The organism is Clostridium nigeriense (assembly GCF_050585265.1).
Classification (GTDB): Bacteria; Bacillota; Clostridia; order Clostridiales; family Clostridiaceae; genus Clostridium; species Clostridium nigeriense_B.
The window spans coordinates 254,316-272,930 of the sequence record NZ_JBNOOE010000001.1 but is presented as its reverse complement, the minus strand read 5'-3'; the positions used below and the strand labels follow the sequence as shown (position 1 = coordinate 272,930).

12 protein-coding genes are annotated in these 18,615 nt (G+C 28.1%); 5 read left to right on the top strand and 7 right to left on the bottom strand.

All coding sequences use genetic code 11. From position 1 onward, the window contains the following. Positions 1 to 13: 13 nt before the first annotated feature. The 5 genes from ACQPVP_RS00940 to ACQPVP_RS00920 all read right to left on the bottom strand — a co-directional run bounded on the left by ACQPVP_RS00940 (position 14) and on the right by ACQPVP_RS00920 (position 3,607). Positions 14 to 700 carry a cadmium resistance transporter gene (locus tag ACQPVP_RS00940; RefSeq protein WP_430846356.1) on the bottom strand — a complete coding sequence of 229 codons (687 nt, stop codon included), beginning with the start codon at positions 698 to 700 and terminating at the stop codon, positions 14 to 16. A gap of 143 nt (positions 701 to 843) precedes the next feature. Next, positions 844 to 1,125: a hypothetical protein gene (locus ACQPVP_RS00935; RefSeq protein WP_430846354.1), complete on the bottom strand. Its 282-nt coding sequence runs from the start codon at positions 1,123 to 1,125 to the stop codon at positions 844 to 846. Positions 1,126 to 1,358: 233 nt separating this feature from the next. Continuing rightward, a complete protein-coding gene (locus ACQPVP_RS00930) occupies positions 1,359 to 1,814 on the bottom strand; it encodes a DUF6773 family protein (RefSeq protein ID WP_430846352.1) in 456 nt (151 codons plus the stop codon). Next, positions 1,804 to 2,010: a helix-turn-helix transcriptional regulator gene (locus ACQPVP_RS00925; RefSeq protein ID WP_430846350.1), complete on the bottom strand. Its 207-nt coding sequence runs from the start codon at positions 2,008 to 2,010 to the stop codon at positions 1,804 to 1,806. The genes ACQPVP_RS00930 and ACQPVP_RS00925 overlap by 11 nt, the downstream gene beginning before the upstream one ends. A gap of 415 nt (positions 2,011 to 2,425) precedes the next feature. Next, positions 2,426 to 3,607 carry a cation diffusion facilitator family transporter gene (locus tag ACQPVP_RS00920; protein ID WP_430846348.1) on the bottom strand — a complete coding sequence of 394 codons (1,182 nt, stop codon included), beginning with the start codon at positions 3,605 to 3,607 and terminating at the stop codon, positions 2,426 to 2,428. 460 nt (positions 3,608 to 4,067) lie between these two features. On the opposite strand from ACQPVP_RS00920, the gene ACQPVP_RS00915 reads away from it, so the two are divergent. The 4 genes from ACQPVP_RS00915 (at position 4,068) to ACQPVP_RS00900 (ending at position 8,543) form a co-directional block, all read left to right on the top strand. Continuing rightward, the gene (locus tag ACQPVP_RS00915; protein ID WP_430846346.1) at positions 4,068 to 5,363 is read left to right on the top strand and encodes a M18 family aminopeptidase; all 1,296 of its coding nucleotides are present in this window, start codon (positions 4,068 to 4,070) and stop codon (positions 5,361 to 5,363) included. A 205-nt stretch (positions 5,364 to 5,568) separates the two neighbouring features. Further along, positions 5,569 to 6,480, top strand: coding sequence for an N-acetylmuramic acid 6-phosphate etherase (gene murQ / locus ACQPVP_RS00910; protein ID WP_430846344.1), 912 nt, complete (start codon positions 5,569 to 5,571; stop codon positions 6,478 to 6,480). 115 nt (positions 6,481 to 6,595) lie between these two features. Further along, the gene (locus ACQPVP_RS00905; RefSeq protein ID WP_430846342.1) at positions 6,596 to 7,672 is read left to right on the top strand and encodes a DUF871 domain-containing protein; all 1,077 of its coding nucleotides are present in this window, start codon (positions 6,596 to 6,598) and stop codon (positions 7,670 to 7,672) included. A 22-nt stretch (positions 7,673 to 7,694) separates the two neighbouring features. Continuing rightward, positions 7,695 to 8,543: a MurR/RpiR family transcriptional regulator gene (locus ACQPVP_RS00900; RefSeq protein WP_430846340.1), complete on the top strand. Its 849-nt coding sequence runs from the start codon at positions 7,695 to 7,697 to the stop codon at positions 8,541 to 8,543. Positions 8,544 to 8,721: 178 nt separating this feature from the next. On the opposite strand, the gene ACQPVP_RS00895 is transcribed toward ACQPVP_RS00900, so the two are convergent. Beyond that, positions 8,722 to 9,387: a hypothetical protein gene (locus ACQPVP_RS00895; protein ID WP_430846338.1), complete on the bottom strand. Its 666-nt coding sequence runs from the start codon at positions 9,385 to 9,387 to the stop codon at positions 8,722 to 8,724. A gap of 13 nt (positions 9,388 to 9,400) precedes the next feature. Then, positions 9,401 to 9,721: a PadR family transcriptional regulator gene (locus tag ACQPVP_RS00890; protein ID WP_430846336.1), complete on the bottom strand. Its 321-nt coding sequence runs from the start codon at positions 9,719 to 9,721 to the stop codon at positions 9,401 to 9,403. A 246-nt stretch (positions 9,722 to 9,967) separates the two neighbouring features. Here ACQPVP_RS00890 and ACQPVP_RS00885 point away from each other — a divergent pair, with 246 nt between their 5' ends. Beyond that, positions 9,968 to 18,559, top strand: coding sequence for a GH36-type glycosyl hydrolase domain-containing protein (locus ACQPVP_RS00885; RefSeq protein WP_430846334.1), 8,592 nt, complete (start codon positions 9,968 to 9,970; stop codon positions 18,557 to 18,559). Positions 18,560 to 18,615: the final 56 nt, after the last annotated feature.

The following is an 18,615-nucleotide window of genomic DNA, read 5'->3' as shown; positions in this document are numbered from 1 at the left end:
TTGCACAAATGCTTTAAAATACTTTTTTGCAAATGAAAGTTATAGTGTTACTTTCTATTAGAATAAAAATTCCTATCCCTATGAATATTATTGGAACAAAGATATGCTTGTATTTTTCAATATTTTTCCGAATAAAAGGGTTTTTTGATAACTTCAATCCAATGAAACACAATAGTAATATAAGAAGTACAAATACTATAACTGTTATTAAAATATCAAATAAATTCATACTTGCAAAAAGGGGGATATAGATGCCTATATTATCTCCACCGTTAGCAAAAGTTATACTGAATACTTTTAATACACTTGGATTAATAAAACTCTTAACAAAACTTATTATATTATTCCATTGAGAGGAAGTTGATTCTTTAGATTTACTATTCTGACAGCTTTGATTTTCTTGCTGATATGTATTCTTATTATCCTTACTTTCCTTTTTATGATCAAGATAAGCCTTTATTGCTAAGCATATTGGTACGAATCCAAGTAAGCCTATATATTCATGTGGAAAAATTGATACACCTAAAGCACCTATAATGCTTATTGTAATTAAAGCACCAATTCCCAAATACTGTCCAATAACAATATGACGTATTTTCATATCATTGTTTATTTGTGAGAAAAATAGCATCAGTATAAATATATCATCAATATTGGTACTAGCGAATGAAACAAAAGCAGTTATTACTGTGCTAATCAATAATTTTCCCTCCATCTTGTATATTCTAATAATAATAGCATTTTTAATGAAAAATTATAACAAATATAATGAAAATTCTTATAAAGTCTCTCCTCATATAAACTCTTAAAGTAATTTAGAGTTGGATATAATATATTTTATAGCTAATCCAAGTTTTTAACATATTCCTTTGCTTCTATTATAGACATTTGTGTTTTTTCACGGATTTTTTTTATAGCTTCAACTTCTTTTCCAGTTCTATTTAAATGAATAGCAAGTTCTTTTAATTCATCTGAAACCCAATAAGAAGATAAATTATTATGTCCTGTTATTTTACACAGTTGATTTAAGCGGTCTTCTTGAATTTTTATTCTTTTCTTTAATGTGGAGATTTCACTAAATGCTAGAATACCACCAATAATAAATAAAAAAATAAAGTATTCCATATGTTTCCTCCTTATAAAAAATAGTACTTTTATAAATGGATTATAACATATTTTTACAATATCTTACTATTCAATTTTCAAAGAGCATTTAATTACTAATAATTTTAAACTACCTATTACTTTTGAATTGCGAACTAAAAAATACCGCATATTCACTTTGAATAATACGGTATCATGATTAAATTAATATATAAATATTTAAGTGAAAGATCTTCTGCTCTTTGCTGTACATTTTAGTTGTTAATTTCCTCTTTATTTAGTTTATTATCAATAGCTTCTTGTTTTTTCTTGTTTAAAGCTATCATTGCTGAACGAAATACAAAGAAGAAAAGAACGAAACTTACAAAGTATGATCCCAAATTCTCCATATCATATTGACCACTTAACAATGCAAATAGAACTACTGAAGCAACACCTGATATAACTGTGTTTAATAATAATTTTTTCTTAGAGTCACCTTTTGGATTCCAGATATCAATTCCTTCCTTAAAATGGCGGATTGAAATATATAAACCGCAACCTATTAAAGCAAAAAATTCAACTGCATATTGAGCAAATGGAGCTTTAAGAAAAAATTGCTGTACAATAATAGAGATTAATAATCCATATACGAGCCATCCATATGCTTCGCTTTGAATTTTTCTTCTTTCAAAAATTATTCTTTCATCTTGAATTTTATTATTTCTCATATTCGTCCTCCCAAAATAAATCATTCAATGTTTTGTTTAGTGCTTTGCAGATTGCTATACAAAGGTTTAGTGTAGGATTATAATTACCAGCTTCAATAAGCCCTATTGTTTGCCTTGTTACTCCAACTGCTTTCGCCAAATCTTCTTGTTTCATATCGCATTCAATACGAGCAATTTTCATGCGTTTATTTTTCATATATACCCTCCTTATATTACATAGTGTAACATATTAATTGTATAATGTAAAATATATATTACATTGTCTATGTGTTTTATTTTTATATACCGTACTATTCAATTTTCAAAGATCAAATTTTCTTAATTAGTTTGCAATAAATTCAAATTTTTAATCTATTTGATAAAGTGAAATTAGAGAAATGAAAAATTATTTCCTTTAGGTATGAGAGTATTAATCATAGCACGGTGACTTGGAGCGAAGCAAAGTTAGAAATACAAATATAATTTTAAAGTATATATAAGTAATAAAATAATCATATTCATAATTCCGAAGTATTGAGGAATTATTACCTTTAGTTATGGGAGTATTAATAACATAGTACGGTGACTTGGAGCGAAGCGACGGAGCAAGTACTATGTTATTAATACGACTTTTACTCCATGTAGTCGTAGTCTATTGTAATTACGCAGTTGTATTGTGGATGCTCTTTATGTATTGCATCTTTAATATTTTTAAGCATTGTTTCTTCTTCTTTTCTACGTCCTGATAATGAAGGTGAAACAACTATATCGAAAATAAGATTTTTAGAATCGCCTTCTCCAACTATTCTAAAATCATGCATTGATTTGATTTCAGGATATCTTCTTAAAACAGTTTCTACATAACCCCAAGTTTCTCTAATTTCATCTGTAATAAGGCAAATAGGGTCCATGTGTATTACTAAGTGTATATTTAAATCTCTTGAAACTTCTCTTTCTGCCATATCTATAACATTATGAATTTCCATTATATCTTTGTCAGATGGTATTTCTGCATGAAGTGAAGCTATAATTCTTCCTGGACCATAGTTATGAATTATAAGGTCATGAACTCCTGAAATTAATGGATAAGATAGAACTTTTTCACATATTGCATTAACAAGTTCAGGATCTGGAGCTTCTCCAAGTAAGGGATTAAGAGTTTCTTTAACTAAGCCAAAACCAGCATATAAAATTGCTAGGGCAACAAAGATACCGATATATCCATCTATTGGTAATGTTGTAAACTTAGATAATAAAAATGATATTACAACAGTACTAGAAGTAAATACATCTCCTAATGCATCTGTAGCGGATGCTTTTAAAGCAGATGAGTTAATTTTATCTCCTATAAATTTATTAAATGTAGATAACCAAACCTTAAATCCAATAGAAATTATTAATAGAATAAATGGAACTAGATCAAAAGTTACAGTTGTAGGATTTAAAACTCTTTCTATAGAGGATTTTACAAACTGAACACCAACAAGCATTACTAAAAAAGCAACTAAAAGAGCTGATAGATATTCTATTCTACCATGACCAAAGGGATGCTCTGCATCAGCAGGCTTATTTGCCATTTTAAATCCAATTATAGTAATTACAGAAGAACCTGCATCAGATAAATTATTAAATGCATCAGCTGAAATTGCTATAGATCCAACCAAGATACCAACAGAGAATTTAATTAAGAATAAAAGAGAATTAATTATTATTCCTATTACACCACCTAAAGTACCGTAAGCATTACGAACAGTAGGATTTTTAATATCTTCATTATTTTTAATAAATTTGTTAACTAATAAATTTGAAAGCATTATATCACTCCTATCTATAGAAATCTTATATGTAAGTTGTAAGAAATATTCTATATTTAATTAAATTATTACAATAGCTATAGTATTTCATGTAATAGTTATTTATATAAAATTTATTTTTAATTATTAAAAAACTCTTATTAGAGCCTTTTCATTAAACTATTCATTTTGTACTATTAATTATTCAGTTTGCAATAGCATCATAAACTTATTATATACCAAAGTATGTTAATTTCAATTATAATAGGATTTATTAAAACAATAATAATTTTGTTATGACTTAGAGATTACAACGAAGAAAAAATTTATAATTACGAGGAATGAGGAATTATTACATTCAGTGTATAAAGAGATAAATATTGTATGACGGCGACTTGGAGCTTGCGACGGAATAAGCAAAATTATATAGAAGTACTTTTTTATGATATAATAAAGTTATCTTAGCTTAGGAGGAATAAAAATGGAAAAAGAATTAGCATTAGACTTAATTGACTTTTTATATAAAAGTCCAACAGCGTATCACTCTGTAAAAACTATTAAAGAGAGATTAGACTTAAATGGATTTAATGAAATAAAAGAAAGTGATAGATGGAACTTACAAAAAGATGGTAAGTATTATGTTATAAAAAATGATTCAGCACTTATTGCCTTTACTATTGGAAATGGGGATATAGAAGAAGAGGGTTTCAAATTAATTGGAGCACATACAGATTCACCAGGATTTAGAATTAAAGCGAATCCAGAAATAGTTTCAGAAGGAAAGTACTTAAAGTTAAATACTGAAGTTTATGGTGGACCAATTCTATATACATGGTTTGATAGACCTTTAGGCATTGCTGGTAAGGTTACATTGAAAGGAAAATCACCATTAAAGCCAGAAGTTAAGCTTGTAAATATAAATAAACCAGTTCTTATAATTCCAAGCCTTGCTATTCATATGAATAGAAGTGTAAATGAAGGATTTAATATAAATAGACAAAAAGATACATTACCTTTACTAAGCCTTATCAATGATAAGTTTGAAAAGGATGGATACTTAGTTGATATTTTAGCAAAAGAACTAAGTGTAAATTCAAGTGATATACTAGGATTTGATTTAGGACTTTACGAGATTGAAAAGGGAGCTATTATAGGATTAAATGAAGAATTTATTTCATCTGGAAGATTAGATGATATGTGGATGGTATATGCAGGTATTCAAGCTTTAATTGAAAGTAAATCAAACAAATCAACTAAAGTTATGGTATGTATAGATAATGAAGAAATAGGAAGTTTAACTCCTCAAGGAGCAAACTCAGCATTATTATTAAATATATTAGAAAGAATAACTTTAGCATTAGGAAAGGATAGGGAAGGACTTCATAGAGCATTAGCAAATTCATTAATGATTTCTGCAGATTTAGCTCATGCTGTTCATCCAAATGTTGAAGAAAAACATGATCCAACTAATAGACCAGTATTAGGAAATGGGCCAGTTTTAAAGACAGCAGCATCAGGAAGCTATAGTACAGATAGCTATAATGCAGCTATATTTGAAGGATTATGCAAGTCAGCAGAAGTTCCATATCAAAAGTTCTTTAATAGATCAGATGTAAGAGGTGGAACAACTATAGGACCAATAACATCATCATTATTAACTATCCCAGTTATGGACATGGGAGCACCATTACTTTCAATGCACTCTATTAGAGAGTTAGCAGCAGTTAAGGATAATGTATATACTATAAAATTATTTACAGAGTTCTTTAACCTATAATTTGAAATATAATTTCATGAGTTTAATAATATTAAATATAAAAAGGAAGTCTAGCAAATTTATGCTTAGGCTTCTTTTTGCTTTACAAATAATATTTTAAGAAATATAAGTTATATAATTATGATAAAAAATGAAATAATATTTCAATAATAATAATATAATATTGTGATAAAAGGTTTATATCTTACTACAAGGAGGTAGTTACATGAAAAAAATAGATTTAGAAAAATTAACAACTGAAAGTAGGAATCAAAATACCATAGATATAGATAAGGTTTCAACATTAGAAATGGTTAAAAAAATTAATGATGAAGATAAGAAAGTGGCGATAGCAGTTGAAGCAGAGTTACCAAAGATTGCAGAAGCTATAGATGGAATAGTAAATAGGATGCATAAAGGAGGAAGGCTTATTTATATAGGGGCTGGCACTTCAGGAAGACTAGGAATATTAGATGCATCAGAGTGTCCTCCAACCTATAGAGTTTCAGAAGAATTAGTACAAGGTATAATTGCAGGTGGAAAGGAAGCGATCTTTAGGGCAAAAGAGGGAGCAGAAGATTCAAAAAAGTTAGCAGTAGAAGATTTAAAGAATAAATCCTTAAGTGAAAATGACACTGTAGTTGGGTTAGCTGCTTCAGGAAGAACACCATATGTAATAGGTGGATTGGAGTATGCAAATGAAATAGGAGCACTTACTGTAGCAATAACTTGTAATGCAAAGTCAGAAGTTGCAAAGTCTGCTAAAATTTCAATATCACCTATAGTTGGACCAGAAGTTGTTACAGGATCAACTAGATTAAAATCTGGGACAGCACAAAAGTTAGTCTTAAATATGTTATCAACAGGAACTATGATAAAGCTAGGTAAGGTTTATGGAAACTTAATGGTTGATGTAAGGGCAACAAATGAAAAGTTAGTTGAAAGAGCAAAGAAAATAGTTTGTGATGCTACGGATATAACAATAGAAGAAGCTGAAAAGGTACTAAAAGAAACTGATTTTGATGTTAAGCTTTCAATATTTATGGTTCTTTCAAACTTAAAGAAAGATGAAGCAAAAAAAGTCTTAGATGAAAATAAAGGCTATATTGCAAAAGCGCTAAGAGAAATTAAAAATTAAAAATGGAGAATTAACAATTGTGGAAATAACTAAGCGAGTTAAGTTATAAAAATTCCTGCGGGAGTTTTTTCTTAATTATGCATTACCAATTATAAATTAACACAAGGAGTATTTTATGAGTTATGGATTTTCTGTTTATTTTGGATTAGATAATACTAAAGAAGAAAATATTAAGCTACTAAAAGATGCCCATGAATTAGGCTTTACTAGAATATTTACATCTCTTCATATACCAGAAGCTAATTATGAGATATTTAAGATTGAAGTAAGAGACTTCTTTAAATTAGCTAAAGAATATAATATGGATATAATTAGTGATATATCTCCTAATACTTTTAAATTTTTAAATTTAGAAGATATGGATTTAAAGGGATTAAAAGATATTGGAGTTAAAACTATAAGAATTGATTTTGGATATAGTGAAGAAAATATAGCTAAGATGAGTAAAAATCAATATGGAATAAAAATTCAGTTAAACGCTTCTACTATTACAGAAGAGTTTTTAAAAAATTTGGATAGTTATTCTCCTGATTATAAGAATATAGATGCTCTTCATAATTTTTATCCTAGAGTAGGAACGGGAATTTCTGAAGAGAGTATGATAAATAAAAATAATTTACTTAAGATAAGAGGAATTAAACCCTGTGCCTTTGTCCAATCTAATAATAGAAAAAGAAGTCCTTTAAAAGATGGGCTTCCTACCCTAGAAGATCATAGGGGGATGCCAGTGAGGGATACGTCTAATCATCTATTTGCTCTAGGAAATACTTCAGTATTTATTGGAGATTCATTACCTAGTTTTAATGAGCTTAAAGATTTATCATCTCTAAATCCAGAAGTTATAGAGTTAGATATAAAAGTTAAAAATAAAGATGAAATTACCCTTAGATTATTAGGTGAGACCTATTCTGCCAGAACTGACGAAGCTAGGGATGCTATAAGGGCAAGTGAAAGTAGATTAATATTAAGGGGAGATATTATAGAACCATGTAATACTGTTAATAAGAAGTTCGGGGATATAACTATAGATAATAAGGGGTATTTAAGATATATTGGGGAGCTTCAAATTTTAAAAGTAAATCAAGAAAAGGATTCTAGGACAAATGTTGTAGCATCTGTTTTACAAAAAGATTTTTATTTATTAAAATATATATTTAGTGGTAAAAAATTCCACTTTAATATAGTGGAATAATTAAGAATAGTAGGGTATGAATATGAACGTATTGCAGTATATTAAGCAAAATTTTGAGAGCTTTACTGATAGAGAAAAGTCTATAGCAGAATATTTACTTAGTAATAAGAAAAGTATTATTAGTATGTCAGCAAAAGAAATTGGTGATGTAACAAAGACTTCTGCTCCAACTGTAGTAAGATTTTCTAAAAAAATAGGTTTTGATTCATTAAATGAAATGAAATTACAGTTATCTTTAAATTTGCAAAGTGATAATGATAATGCAGATTTTGAATATCTTCATAGTGATTTATCCACAAAAAATATAATTAGAGGAGTTAAAAGCTCTATAGATTTAATAATGAATCAGACTTTAGAGGTATTAAAGGAAGAGGATTTAGAAAGGGCTATCGAATTATTAAATAAGGCTAATAATATTTATATTTTTAGTGTTGGTAGTTCTAGTTTAGTTGGAATGGACTTTTACTATAAGCTAAGTAGAATAAATAAAAGATGTGTAGCTCATAGTGATACTCATCTTCAAATGACAGCTTCTGCTCTTATGGAAAAAGATGATGTTGCCATTGCAATTTCGTATTCAGGGGAGACAAAAGAGGTTATTAAGTGTGTAAAAAATGCTAAGGATGAAGGAGTTCCAGTAATATCAATTACTAAGGCTAGTATAAGCAACACTTTAGCAGATATGTCTGATATAGTATTAAGGGTTCCTTTTGTTGAAAAGTCATTAAGAGAAGGTGCAATGAGTTCAAGAATTTCACAACTAGCAATTATAGATATGTTGTTCTTAGGCATGGCAAGAAGAAATTTAAAAGGAATAGAAGAAAAGTTAAGAGTAACTAGAAAAGCAGTAGAAGAATTTAAAGTTAAATAGAAATTTAAGAGCTTAGTATTAAAAGAGAGTAAATAATTTATATAAATTTATTATATAGAGATGATTACTATTTTATAAATAGAATCTATCGTGAATAAGGACAAGAAATGCCCTTATTTACGATAGATAATTTCAATAATATTTTAAAATAAATTCTTTTATTTGAGAAAATATAGATTTATTGTAGTTCATCAAGTATTTTAGAAAGTATATACGGTATTATTATTAATGCTAAGCCAACATAAAAGGGAATACGCAATAATTCAGTTCTTAGGAAATATCCTATAAAAATAAAGATACCTAAAATTATAAACAATATTATCCAAGTTACAAAAAAAGTTTTGATTTTCCCAAATTGAACATTTTCATTGAAAGAGGTTTTACATATAAATTTAACAATAAAAAAAGAAAATAAGATTATAATAATTGAATTTATAATAGCGCCTAATGTTATAGGTAGGCTATTTATAGAAGTTTTGCCACTAGAAGCTGTGATAATTGATGAAGAAAAACAAATTAATGAGAGTATACTAAATAGCTGAAGAATTTGACTTGAACAATCTAGAATTTTTTCCTTTTTACTACGCTTGGGAAAAGCATTTACTATTTCGTTGCAGAATGTTTTGTAATCTTCTCCTATAATAATATTTATATCTTCATTTCGGGCTTCTCCGTCAGCTACCATTTGCATAATATCACGTCTAACTTCTTCCTGATGATATTCAGAAATATCACATCCTCGTAAATACACAACTATATCTGTAAGAACTTCAATACTTTTTTTATTTAGATTTTTTTCAAATTCATTATTTTCTTTTAATAATGCTTTAACCTTTTTATTCATAGTTATCTCCCCCTTATTTATCATTTAATAGTGTATTTACAGCAGTAGTAAGTTCTATATAACTTTCTATAAACTTTAAATACTCATCTGTACCTTTATCAGTTAGACTATAATATTTTCTTTTAGGACCTTGATCAGATTGTCTATAGGTTGCTAAAATAAAGCCGTTTTTTTCGAGCCTTAATAGTAATGGATAAATAGTACCTTCAGCTATTTTCCCGAATCCATATTCATTAAGATTTTGAGATATTTCATAACCATAGGTTTCTTTTTTACTTATTATTGCTAGAATACACCCTTCTAGAGTTCCCTTTAGCATTTGTGATGATATCATAAACTACCTCCAACACTATCTTGTAATACATAATACTAAGTATAATGTATTACAAGGTAGTAAATTTGTCAACAATATTTTCTCAAAATAGAAGAATGGGTAATAAAATATCCATGTGATTAATATTTCATATTTTTGCAAATAATAAATTTACTCATTGGGAAAAATACTTTAATGTTTATTAGTTTAAATAAAGTTAATTTGGGTATAAATCATAAATAGAGTAAGAAGAAAGGGGAATTATTTGTGAAGGATGAATCATTAAGAAATAGTAGAAAAACTGTACTTATGGAATTAAATGAAGCATTTAAGGGGATTCTTCATAATCATAAATATTTAAACAAATTAGTAAAGCAGGGAGAAGAGGTTATTCCATCAGCAGAATGGCTTCTAGATAATATTTATTTAATAGAAAAGGAATTTAAAACTATAAAGCATAACCTTCCTTATAGTTACTTTGATAATTTATCTAATATAGATATAGAAGGTGTTAGTTATCCTAGAATATATAGTTTAGCTAAGAATTATATTGAAATAAATCAAAATGTTATAAATGAAGAAGAAACAATTAAGTTTATAAATAATCAAAAGTTAGATTTTACTATTGGTGAACTTTGGGCATTCCCTTTGATGCTTAGAATAGCTTTAATTATTAATCTTGGATTAATAGTAAATGAAATGGTGATTTTACAGAAGCAAAGACTTGGAGCCAAAGAGCTAGCAAATGTAGTTATAGACTATTATGAAAAGAAAAATATAGAAGCGTTATTAAACAAACTTGAAGAGAAATATCCTTTAGAAAAAGCAAATAATAAGGAAAAAGAAAAAATAGAAAATACCTATATGGGAGATGATGAAAGTCTTCATGATGGCTTGTTTTCTTCTGAATTTATAGATAAGTTTTTTAGTATTTTAAGAGATAATTCAGTAGATGATGAGAGAATATATAAGTTTGCTTTAGAAAGATTAAAAGGGAGAGAAAACACCAATTTTGAGAAAGAAATAATTAAAGAGCATATAAAAGAAGGCAATATAGCCACATCTATTGGAACAAATATAAATTCTTTAAGAATAATGGATTCAGTTAATTGGAAGAGATTTTTCAATGAGACATCGGAGTCAGAGAAGCTTTTAATGAGAGATCCATCTGGAATTTATAATAGCATGGATTTTGAAACTAAGGATTATTATAGGCATAAGGTAGAAGAGATTGCTAGAAAAACTAATATAGATGAAATAAATTTAATAAAAACTGCTTTAGAACTTAGTAGTTTACATTTAGAAAATAGAGATTTATATAAAAAGCATATAGGCTATTATTTAGTAGATGATGGAATAGTAGACTTATTAAGAAGGTTCGGAATAAACAAAAATACAGATAGTAGAATTCCACAGACTTCCTACATAGTATCTATATTAATTGGAACAATTTTAGTTGATTTAGTAATTTTACTTTTAACTTACTTTATTCCATTAAACTTTAGTATTAGTCAGTATATTTTTGCTTTCATTATAATGCTTATCCCTGCAAGTGAAGTAGTTATTTCTTTATACAACTGGTTTGTTGCAAAAATTACACCTGTTAGTTTTATACCAAAGATGGATTTTTCTAAAGGTATACCAAATGAATATAAAACTATAGTAGTTATTCCAGCTATTTTAAGTAATAGCAGAGATGTAATTAAGCTAATGAAAAAGTTAGAAGTATATTATTTAGCAAATAGAGATGAAAATATATACTTTGCCTTACTTGGAGATTTATTTGATAGTGCTCATGAAAAAGAAGATATAGATAAGGCTATAAATGATGAAGGATTAAATATAGCAAAAAAGTTAAATAAGAAATACTCAAAAAATAATATACCTAGATTTTTCTTTTTAAATAGAAAAAGATTATTTAATCCATCAGAAGATGTGTATATGGGCTATGAAAGAAAAAGAGGAAAGCTTATGGAATTTATGGCTCTACTTCAAGGAGAAAGAATAAATAGCTACAATATTATAAGCGATGATTTAGATAATTTAATAGATGCAAGATACATAATTACATTAGATAGTGATACCTTCTTACCTATTGGGAGTGCAAAAAAATTGATTTCAGCAATGAGTCATATTTTAAATAAACCATATGTTAAAGATAATAAAGTAATAAGAGGTTATAGCATAATGCAGCCTAAGGTAAGTGTTAATTTAGAAGATAAACATAAAACTTATTTTTCAAAGATATTTGCTGGTAATGCAGGGGTAGATGCTTATTCTATAGCTGCCTCAGATACATATCAAGATTTATTTAAAGAAGGTATATTTACAGGAAAGGGTATTATAGAAATCACTAGTTTTCATAATATCTTGAAAGAAGAAATTAAAGAAAATAAAGTATTATCTCACGATTTAATAGAGGGAGTATTAACTAGATGTGCTTTAGTTACGGACATAGAAGTAGTAGATGGGTATCCATCTAGCTATTTATCTAGCGCTTTAAGATTACATAGATGGGTTAGAGGAGACTGGCAAATAGCAAGTTTCTTATTCTCAAAGAAGTTATCGCCTATTTCTAAGTGGAAGATATTTGATAACTTAAGAAGAAGTTTGTTAGCACCAAGTCTTTTACTAGGGTTACTTTCAGTATTAACAGTTCTTAGTGGGGCTGTACAAATATCAATATTACTATTTTTAGCCATAATAATACCTTTAGTATTTACAGTAACTGATTTTGTTGTAACTCCTAAAAAAAGGATTATGGGAACTTTTAAGAACTTAAGGCAAATAATACTTATACTAAGCTTTATACCATATCAAGCCTATTTAATGGTAGATGCTATATTTAGAACTATATATAGACTAACTATTTCTAAAAAGAACTTACTTCAATGGAAAACAGCTGAAAAGGTTGAAACATCAGTAAAAAATACTTATTCATATTACTATAAAAAAATGTGGATATCAGTAGCTATGGCAGTTATTATTGTTCTTCTTAGTTTATTGAATTCCTTTGAAATAGTTGTAACTACTATACCTATTGCAATATTATGGTTTTTATCACCTACAATTGCATGTAGAATATCTAAAGAGGAAATAGTAATTGAAGATAGGTTAGAAATTGAAGATGATGAATTTTTACGAGAAGTATCAAGAAGAATTTGGGCGTATTACGAAGATTTTGTTAATGAAGAAAATAATTATTTAGCCCCAGATAATTATCAAGAAAAGCCATATAAGGGAGTTGCTCATAGAACATCTCCAACTAATATAGGTATGGGGTTAATTAGTAATATTGTGGCATATGATCTAGGGTACTTACCTATAGGGGAAGTTATATATAGAATTGAATTGATACTTGATGGAATGAGAGGATTAGAAAAATACAATGGACATTATTTAAATTGGTATGATACAAAATCAAAGTTATCCCTATGGCCAAGATATGTATCCACAGTTGATAGTGGAAATCTTTTAGGATACTTGTGGATAATTAAGGAAGAGATAAAAAACTTTAGAAATAAACCTATAATTAGAGAAAAAGAAATATTAGCTTTAAAGGATACTTATTCATTAGTTAGAAAAGATGATAAAGAAGAGTTCCATGATGGGATACAAGATAATTTTGATTTAAATGAATATAAGGATATCTTAAAAGAAGAATTAAAGAAAATTAAAGATAGAATTTTAAGTATTACTATTAATTTTGATGAAAATAATAAAAAGGAAATTTACTGGCTAAGAAAATTAGAAAAGGAAATAGAAAGTAAAATAGATTTTTATGATTTTATATTTGAAGGAATTGAAAAAATCGTAGGGGATTCTTTAAAGAGTTATAAAACACCAACCTTACTTCAAATAATAGATATTTTAGAGGATATAAAAGAAGTTTCAGGAGAAGAATTTAAAGAAATTTTAGATAAAAAGATATTTAAGCTTAAAGAATTTGATGAAAGACTTTTAGTTTTGGCATCTGAAATAGATAGTATCATGGAGGATATGAAGTTTGATTTCTTATATAGTAAGGATAGGGGATTATTTGCTATTGGATATAATGTGGAAGAGAAATCTTTAGGAAATTCTTATTATGATTTAATGGCTTCAGAGGCAAGGATAGCATCTTTACTAACTATAGCAAGAGGAGAAGTGCCAAAGGAACATTGGTATAACTTAAGTAGAAATATGACAAAGGCTTTTGGATTTAAAACCTTAGTATCCTGGAGTGGAACTATGTTCGAGTATTTTATGCCATTCCAAATTATGAAATCCTTTGATAACACTATTTGGTCATTAACTTATTCATCTGTAGTTAATGCTCAAAGAGTATATGGAGAAAAGAAAAATATACCATGGGGAATATCAGAGTCAGCTTATTATGTATTTGATATAAATCAAAATTATCAATATAAAGCCTTTGGAGTTCCAGGTATAGGATTAAAGAGAGGCCTTGAAGATGAAGTAGTAGTTTCTCCCTATTCATCTATTATGACATTACCACTAGATACAAAGTCATCTTTGGATAATTTGAAAAAACTATATGAAAATAAAGCTTATGGTAGATATGGATTTATTGAAGCTATAGATTATAGTGAAGGAAGTGAAGAGGCAAAAGAAGTTAGATGCTATATGGTTCACCATTTAGGAATGTCTTTTTTAGCATTAGATAATATTTTAAATAAGAATATTTTAAAAGAAAGATTCCACAGTATTCCTGAAATTAAGGCTGTAGAAATATTATTAAAGGAAAGAGTGCCTGAAGATATAGTTTTTGATAGAGATATAGATATTGGTGGAATCAGAAATAAAGTAATGGAAAGAGAAGATTTTATTCCTAGAGTATTTAAAGGTAGCAAGAGAGAAAATCTAGAGGTGTTACTACTTTCAAATGGAAGTTACTCTACTATGATTTCAGATAGTGGAAGTGGATATTCTAAAAAAGATGATATGACAATTTATAGGTGGAAAGGAGATAGTACTTCTGATTCAAGTGGAATGTTCTTTTATATTAAGAATTTAAATTCAAATGATTTCTGGAGTGCTACTTATGAACCTTGCAAGGAAGAAAATGATGATTATTCAATAGAGTTTACTTTAGATAAGGCAAAATTTCAAAGACAAGATGGAAATATTAGCACGAAATATGAAGTGATGCTATCTAGTGAAAATAACGTTGAAATAAGAAAATTAACTTTAAAAAATAATGCAGAAAAGCAAAGAACTATAGAAATAACTAGTTATCTAGAGGTAACATTGCAGTCCTTTGAAGGAGATGCTGTTCATCCTAGTTTTTCAAATCTTTTTATAAGTACAGAATATGATGATGAGGCGAGGGCTTTAATTGGAAATAGAAGGCCTAGAGCAGAGGGGGCAATTACTCATTATATTTTCCATAGTTTAGTTACTAATAATGAGTTAGATGGTGATTTAACCTATGAAACTTCAAGACTTAATTTCATAGGAAGAAATAGAAGCTTAAAATATCCAGAGGTTATGGATAATGATGCACCACTTCAAAATACTACTGGAACAGTTTTAGATCCGATTATGAGTATTAGATGTAGAGTTACATTAAGTCCTGGTGAAGAAGGAACTGTATATTATCTAACAGGGGTTTCAGAAAGTAAAGAAGAGATAATAGATTTAATTTATAAATATAAGGAAGTTCCTGTTATTGAGAAAATTTTAGATGCTTATAATTATGCTAACCAATTAGAATTAAAACATATTGGAATTAGATCAGCTCAAGCTAATATATATCAAAGCTTAGCATCTTATTTACTTTATCTACATAGTGGCAGAAAAAATAGAGAAGAGTATATAAGAAATATCAATATGTATCAAGAAAATTTATGGGCTTATGGTATTTCTGGTGATTTACCTATAATTTTATTAGTAATTTATGATGAAGATGATGTAACTTTATTAAGGCAAGTTATTAATATGCATTACTACTTTAGAAATAAAGGAATAAAGGCAGATTTAATAATTTATAATGAAGAAGAGGCCTCATATGAAGAGCCTTTGCAAAAGGATATTATTTCAACAGTTAAAAATTCAATAGAAAGAGAAAATATAAATAAGGCTGCTGGAATATTCATTCATAATAAGTCAACCATGGGAGAGGAAATTAAAAATTTCTTAATTGGTATTTCTAAGCTATATATAGATTCAAAAGAAGGAAATTTAGCAAATCAATTATTAGAAGCTGTTAATTATGAGAAAGAAAAATATAAGCAGAGTGAAGACGTAGCTCCAATTAATAGGATAAAAGTTAATATAAATGAAGGCGATTATATTAAGAATCTTATTAATAAAGAAGATAGTAGAAAAACAGAAGATTTATTAAAGGATGAGCTAATTAAAGAAGCTTTAGAACTCAAAAATTTCAAGGAAGTAAATAATTTAAATGAAGACAATAAAGCGTATATTAATAGTGAAGGTAATTCCTTAAATAGTGAAGAGAACTGTGAATCTTTAGATTTCTTCAATGGATTTGGAGGATTTAATAAGAAAGATAAGAGTTATGTTATAAGACTTAAGGATTATGAAAATACTCCTGCTCCCTGGATAAATGTAGTTTCTAATAAGGATTTTGGATTCCATATTTCTGAAGTAGGTTCAACTTATACTTGGTGTGAAAATAGTAGAGAAAATAAGATTACTCCATGGAGTAATGATTGGGTAGTAGATCCAAGTGGAGAAGTATTATATATAAGAGATAATGAAATTGGAACATACTTTAGTATTACACCAATGCCAATTAGAGATGGTGGAGAATATATTATAAGTCATAGCTTTGGATATTCAACATTTAATCATACAGCTTATAATATTAAAGGAGAAATGCAAGTATTTTGTCCTAGAGATGAAAAACTAAAGATATGTAAGGTTAAACTTAAAAATTTATCTAATACCAATAGAAATCTATCATTATTTTATTATGCTCAATTAGTTCTTGGAGTTTATAATTACGGAAGCGCAAAATACATAAGTACTTCTATAAAGGATAATTATATTTATGGAGTAAATCCATACTCTAAGTACTTTGGAAAATTAAAAGCTTACTTGTCTATTTCTGGAGAAGAAAGTCAAAACTTTACTGGAGATAGAAAGAGTTTTATTGGAATTGGAGAAGATTTAAGTCATCCTAATGCATTAAATATGAATAATTTAAATAATGCTTCAGGAAGTATTTATGATCCTTGTTTAGCTTCACAATTAAATATTTATTTAGAAGCAGGAGAAGAAAAGGAAGTTGTAATTTTATTAGGACAGGAAGAAGAGGAAAGTTTAATAGAAGAAAAGATAAATAAATATAAAAATATAGGAAATGTATATAGTGCTTTACAAGAAGTAAAAGATTATTGGTCAAATTTCCTAGGAAATATACAAGTAAAGACACCAGATTTGTCTATGGACTATCTTTTAAACGGTTGGTTAATGTATCAAACTCTAAGCTGTCGATATTTGTCAAGAACTGCCTTTTATCAAAGTGGTGGTGCTTATGGATTTAGAGATCAGCTTCAGGATTCTATGTCTATAGGAATTTTAAATCCATCTATAACTAGAGAGCAAATATTAAGAAGTGCTTCAAGACAATACTTAGAAGGAGATGTTCAACATTGGTGGCATCCAGTAATTAATTCTGGTATTAGAACTAGATTTTCAGATGATTTATTATGGCTACCCTATGTAACTATTGAATATATAAATTCTACTGGAGATTATAGTATTTTAGATGAAGAAGCTCCATATTTAGAAGATGATCCTTTAAGAAATGGGGAAGATGAAAGATATACTATAGTAAATACATCTAAAAAAAATGGAAGTATTTATGATCATTGCTTAAAAGCTATAGATAGGGGATTAAAATTTGGTAGACATAATATACCTTTAATGGGTAGTGGTGACTGGAATGATGGTATGAGTACTGTTGGTAATAAGGGTGAAGGAGAAAGTGTTTGGGTTGGTTGGTTCTTATATAAAATATTAGATGGGTTTAAGGATATTTGTAAATATAGGAATGATACTGAAAAAGAGGAAGAGTATATTGGATTCCAGGAATTTATTAAAGAAAATCTTGAGAAAAATGCCTGGGATGGAGGATGGTATAGAAGAGCTTACTTTGATAATGGTAAGCCTTTAGGATCAAGAGAAAACGATGAGTGTAAGATAGATTCAATAGCTCAAAGTTGGTCAATAATTTCCAAGGCTGCTAAAGAAGAAAGATCTAAAGAAGCAATGGAAGCAGTTGATAGATATCTTGTTGATAAAGATAAGGGACTAATTAAGCTTCTTGCACCACCATTTGATAAATCGGCATTAGAACCTGGATATATTAAGGGATATGTTGCCGGAGTTAGAGAAAATGGAGGCCAATATACTCATGCTGCAGTTTGGGTAATTCTTGCATTAACAAAGCTAGGATTCGGGGATAAGGCATGGAAATACTATAACATGATAAATCCAATAAATCACTCAAACACTGAGCTTGAAGCAAGAAGATACAAAGTTGAACCTTATGTAATGTCGGCAGATGTATATATTAAAGAACCTCATGGCGGTAGAGGTGGTTGGAGCTGGTATACTGGAGCATCTGGATGGATGTATAAAGTAGGATTAGAGGATATTTTAGGTTTAAAAAAGGTTAAAGGGAAAGGGTATTTAATAGAACCATGCATTCCAGAAAGTTGGAATGAGTATGAGATTAATATAAAAAATGATTTTGAAGATTATAACATAAAGGTTAGAAGAGGTGAAGTTGGAAAGACGAAGGGGATATTTATTAATGGGAAAGAAGCTAGTGATAATTTAATTCCAAAAGAGGGAGGAACCCTTGAAATAGTAGTTATAATATAAGTTTTGTCCCATTGTAAGTTAATGTTTAATTATGTATAATTTTATTATTGGTACAA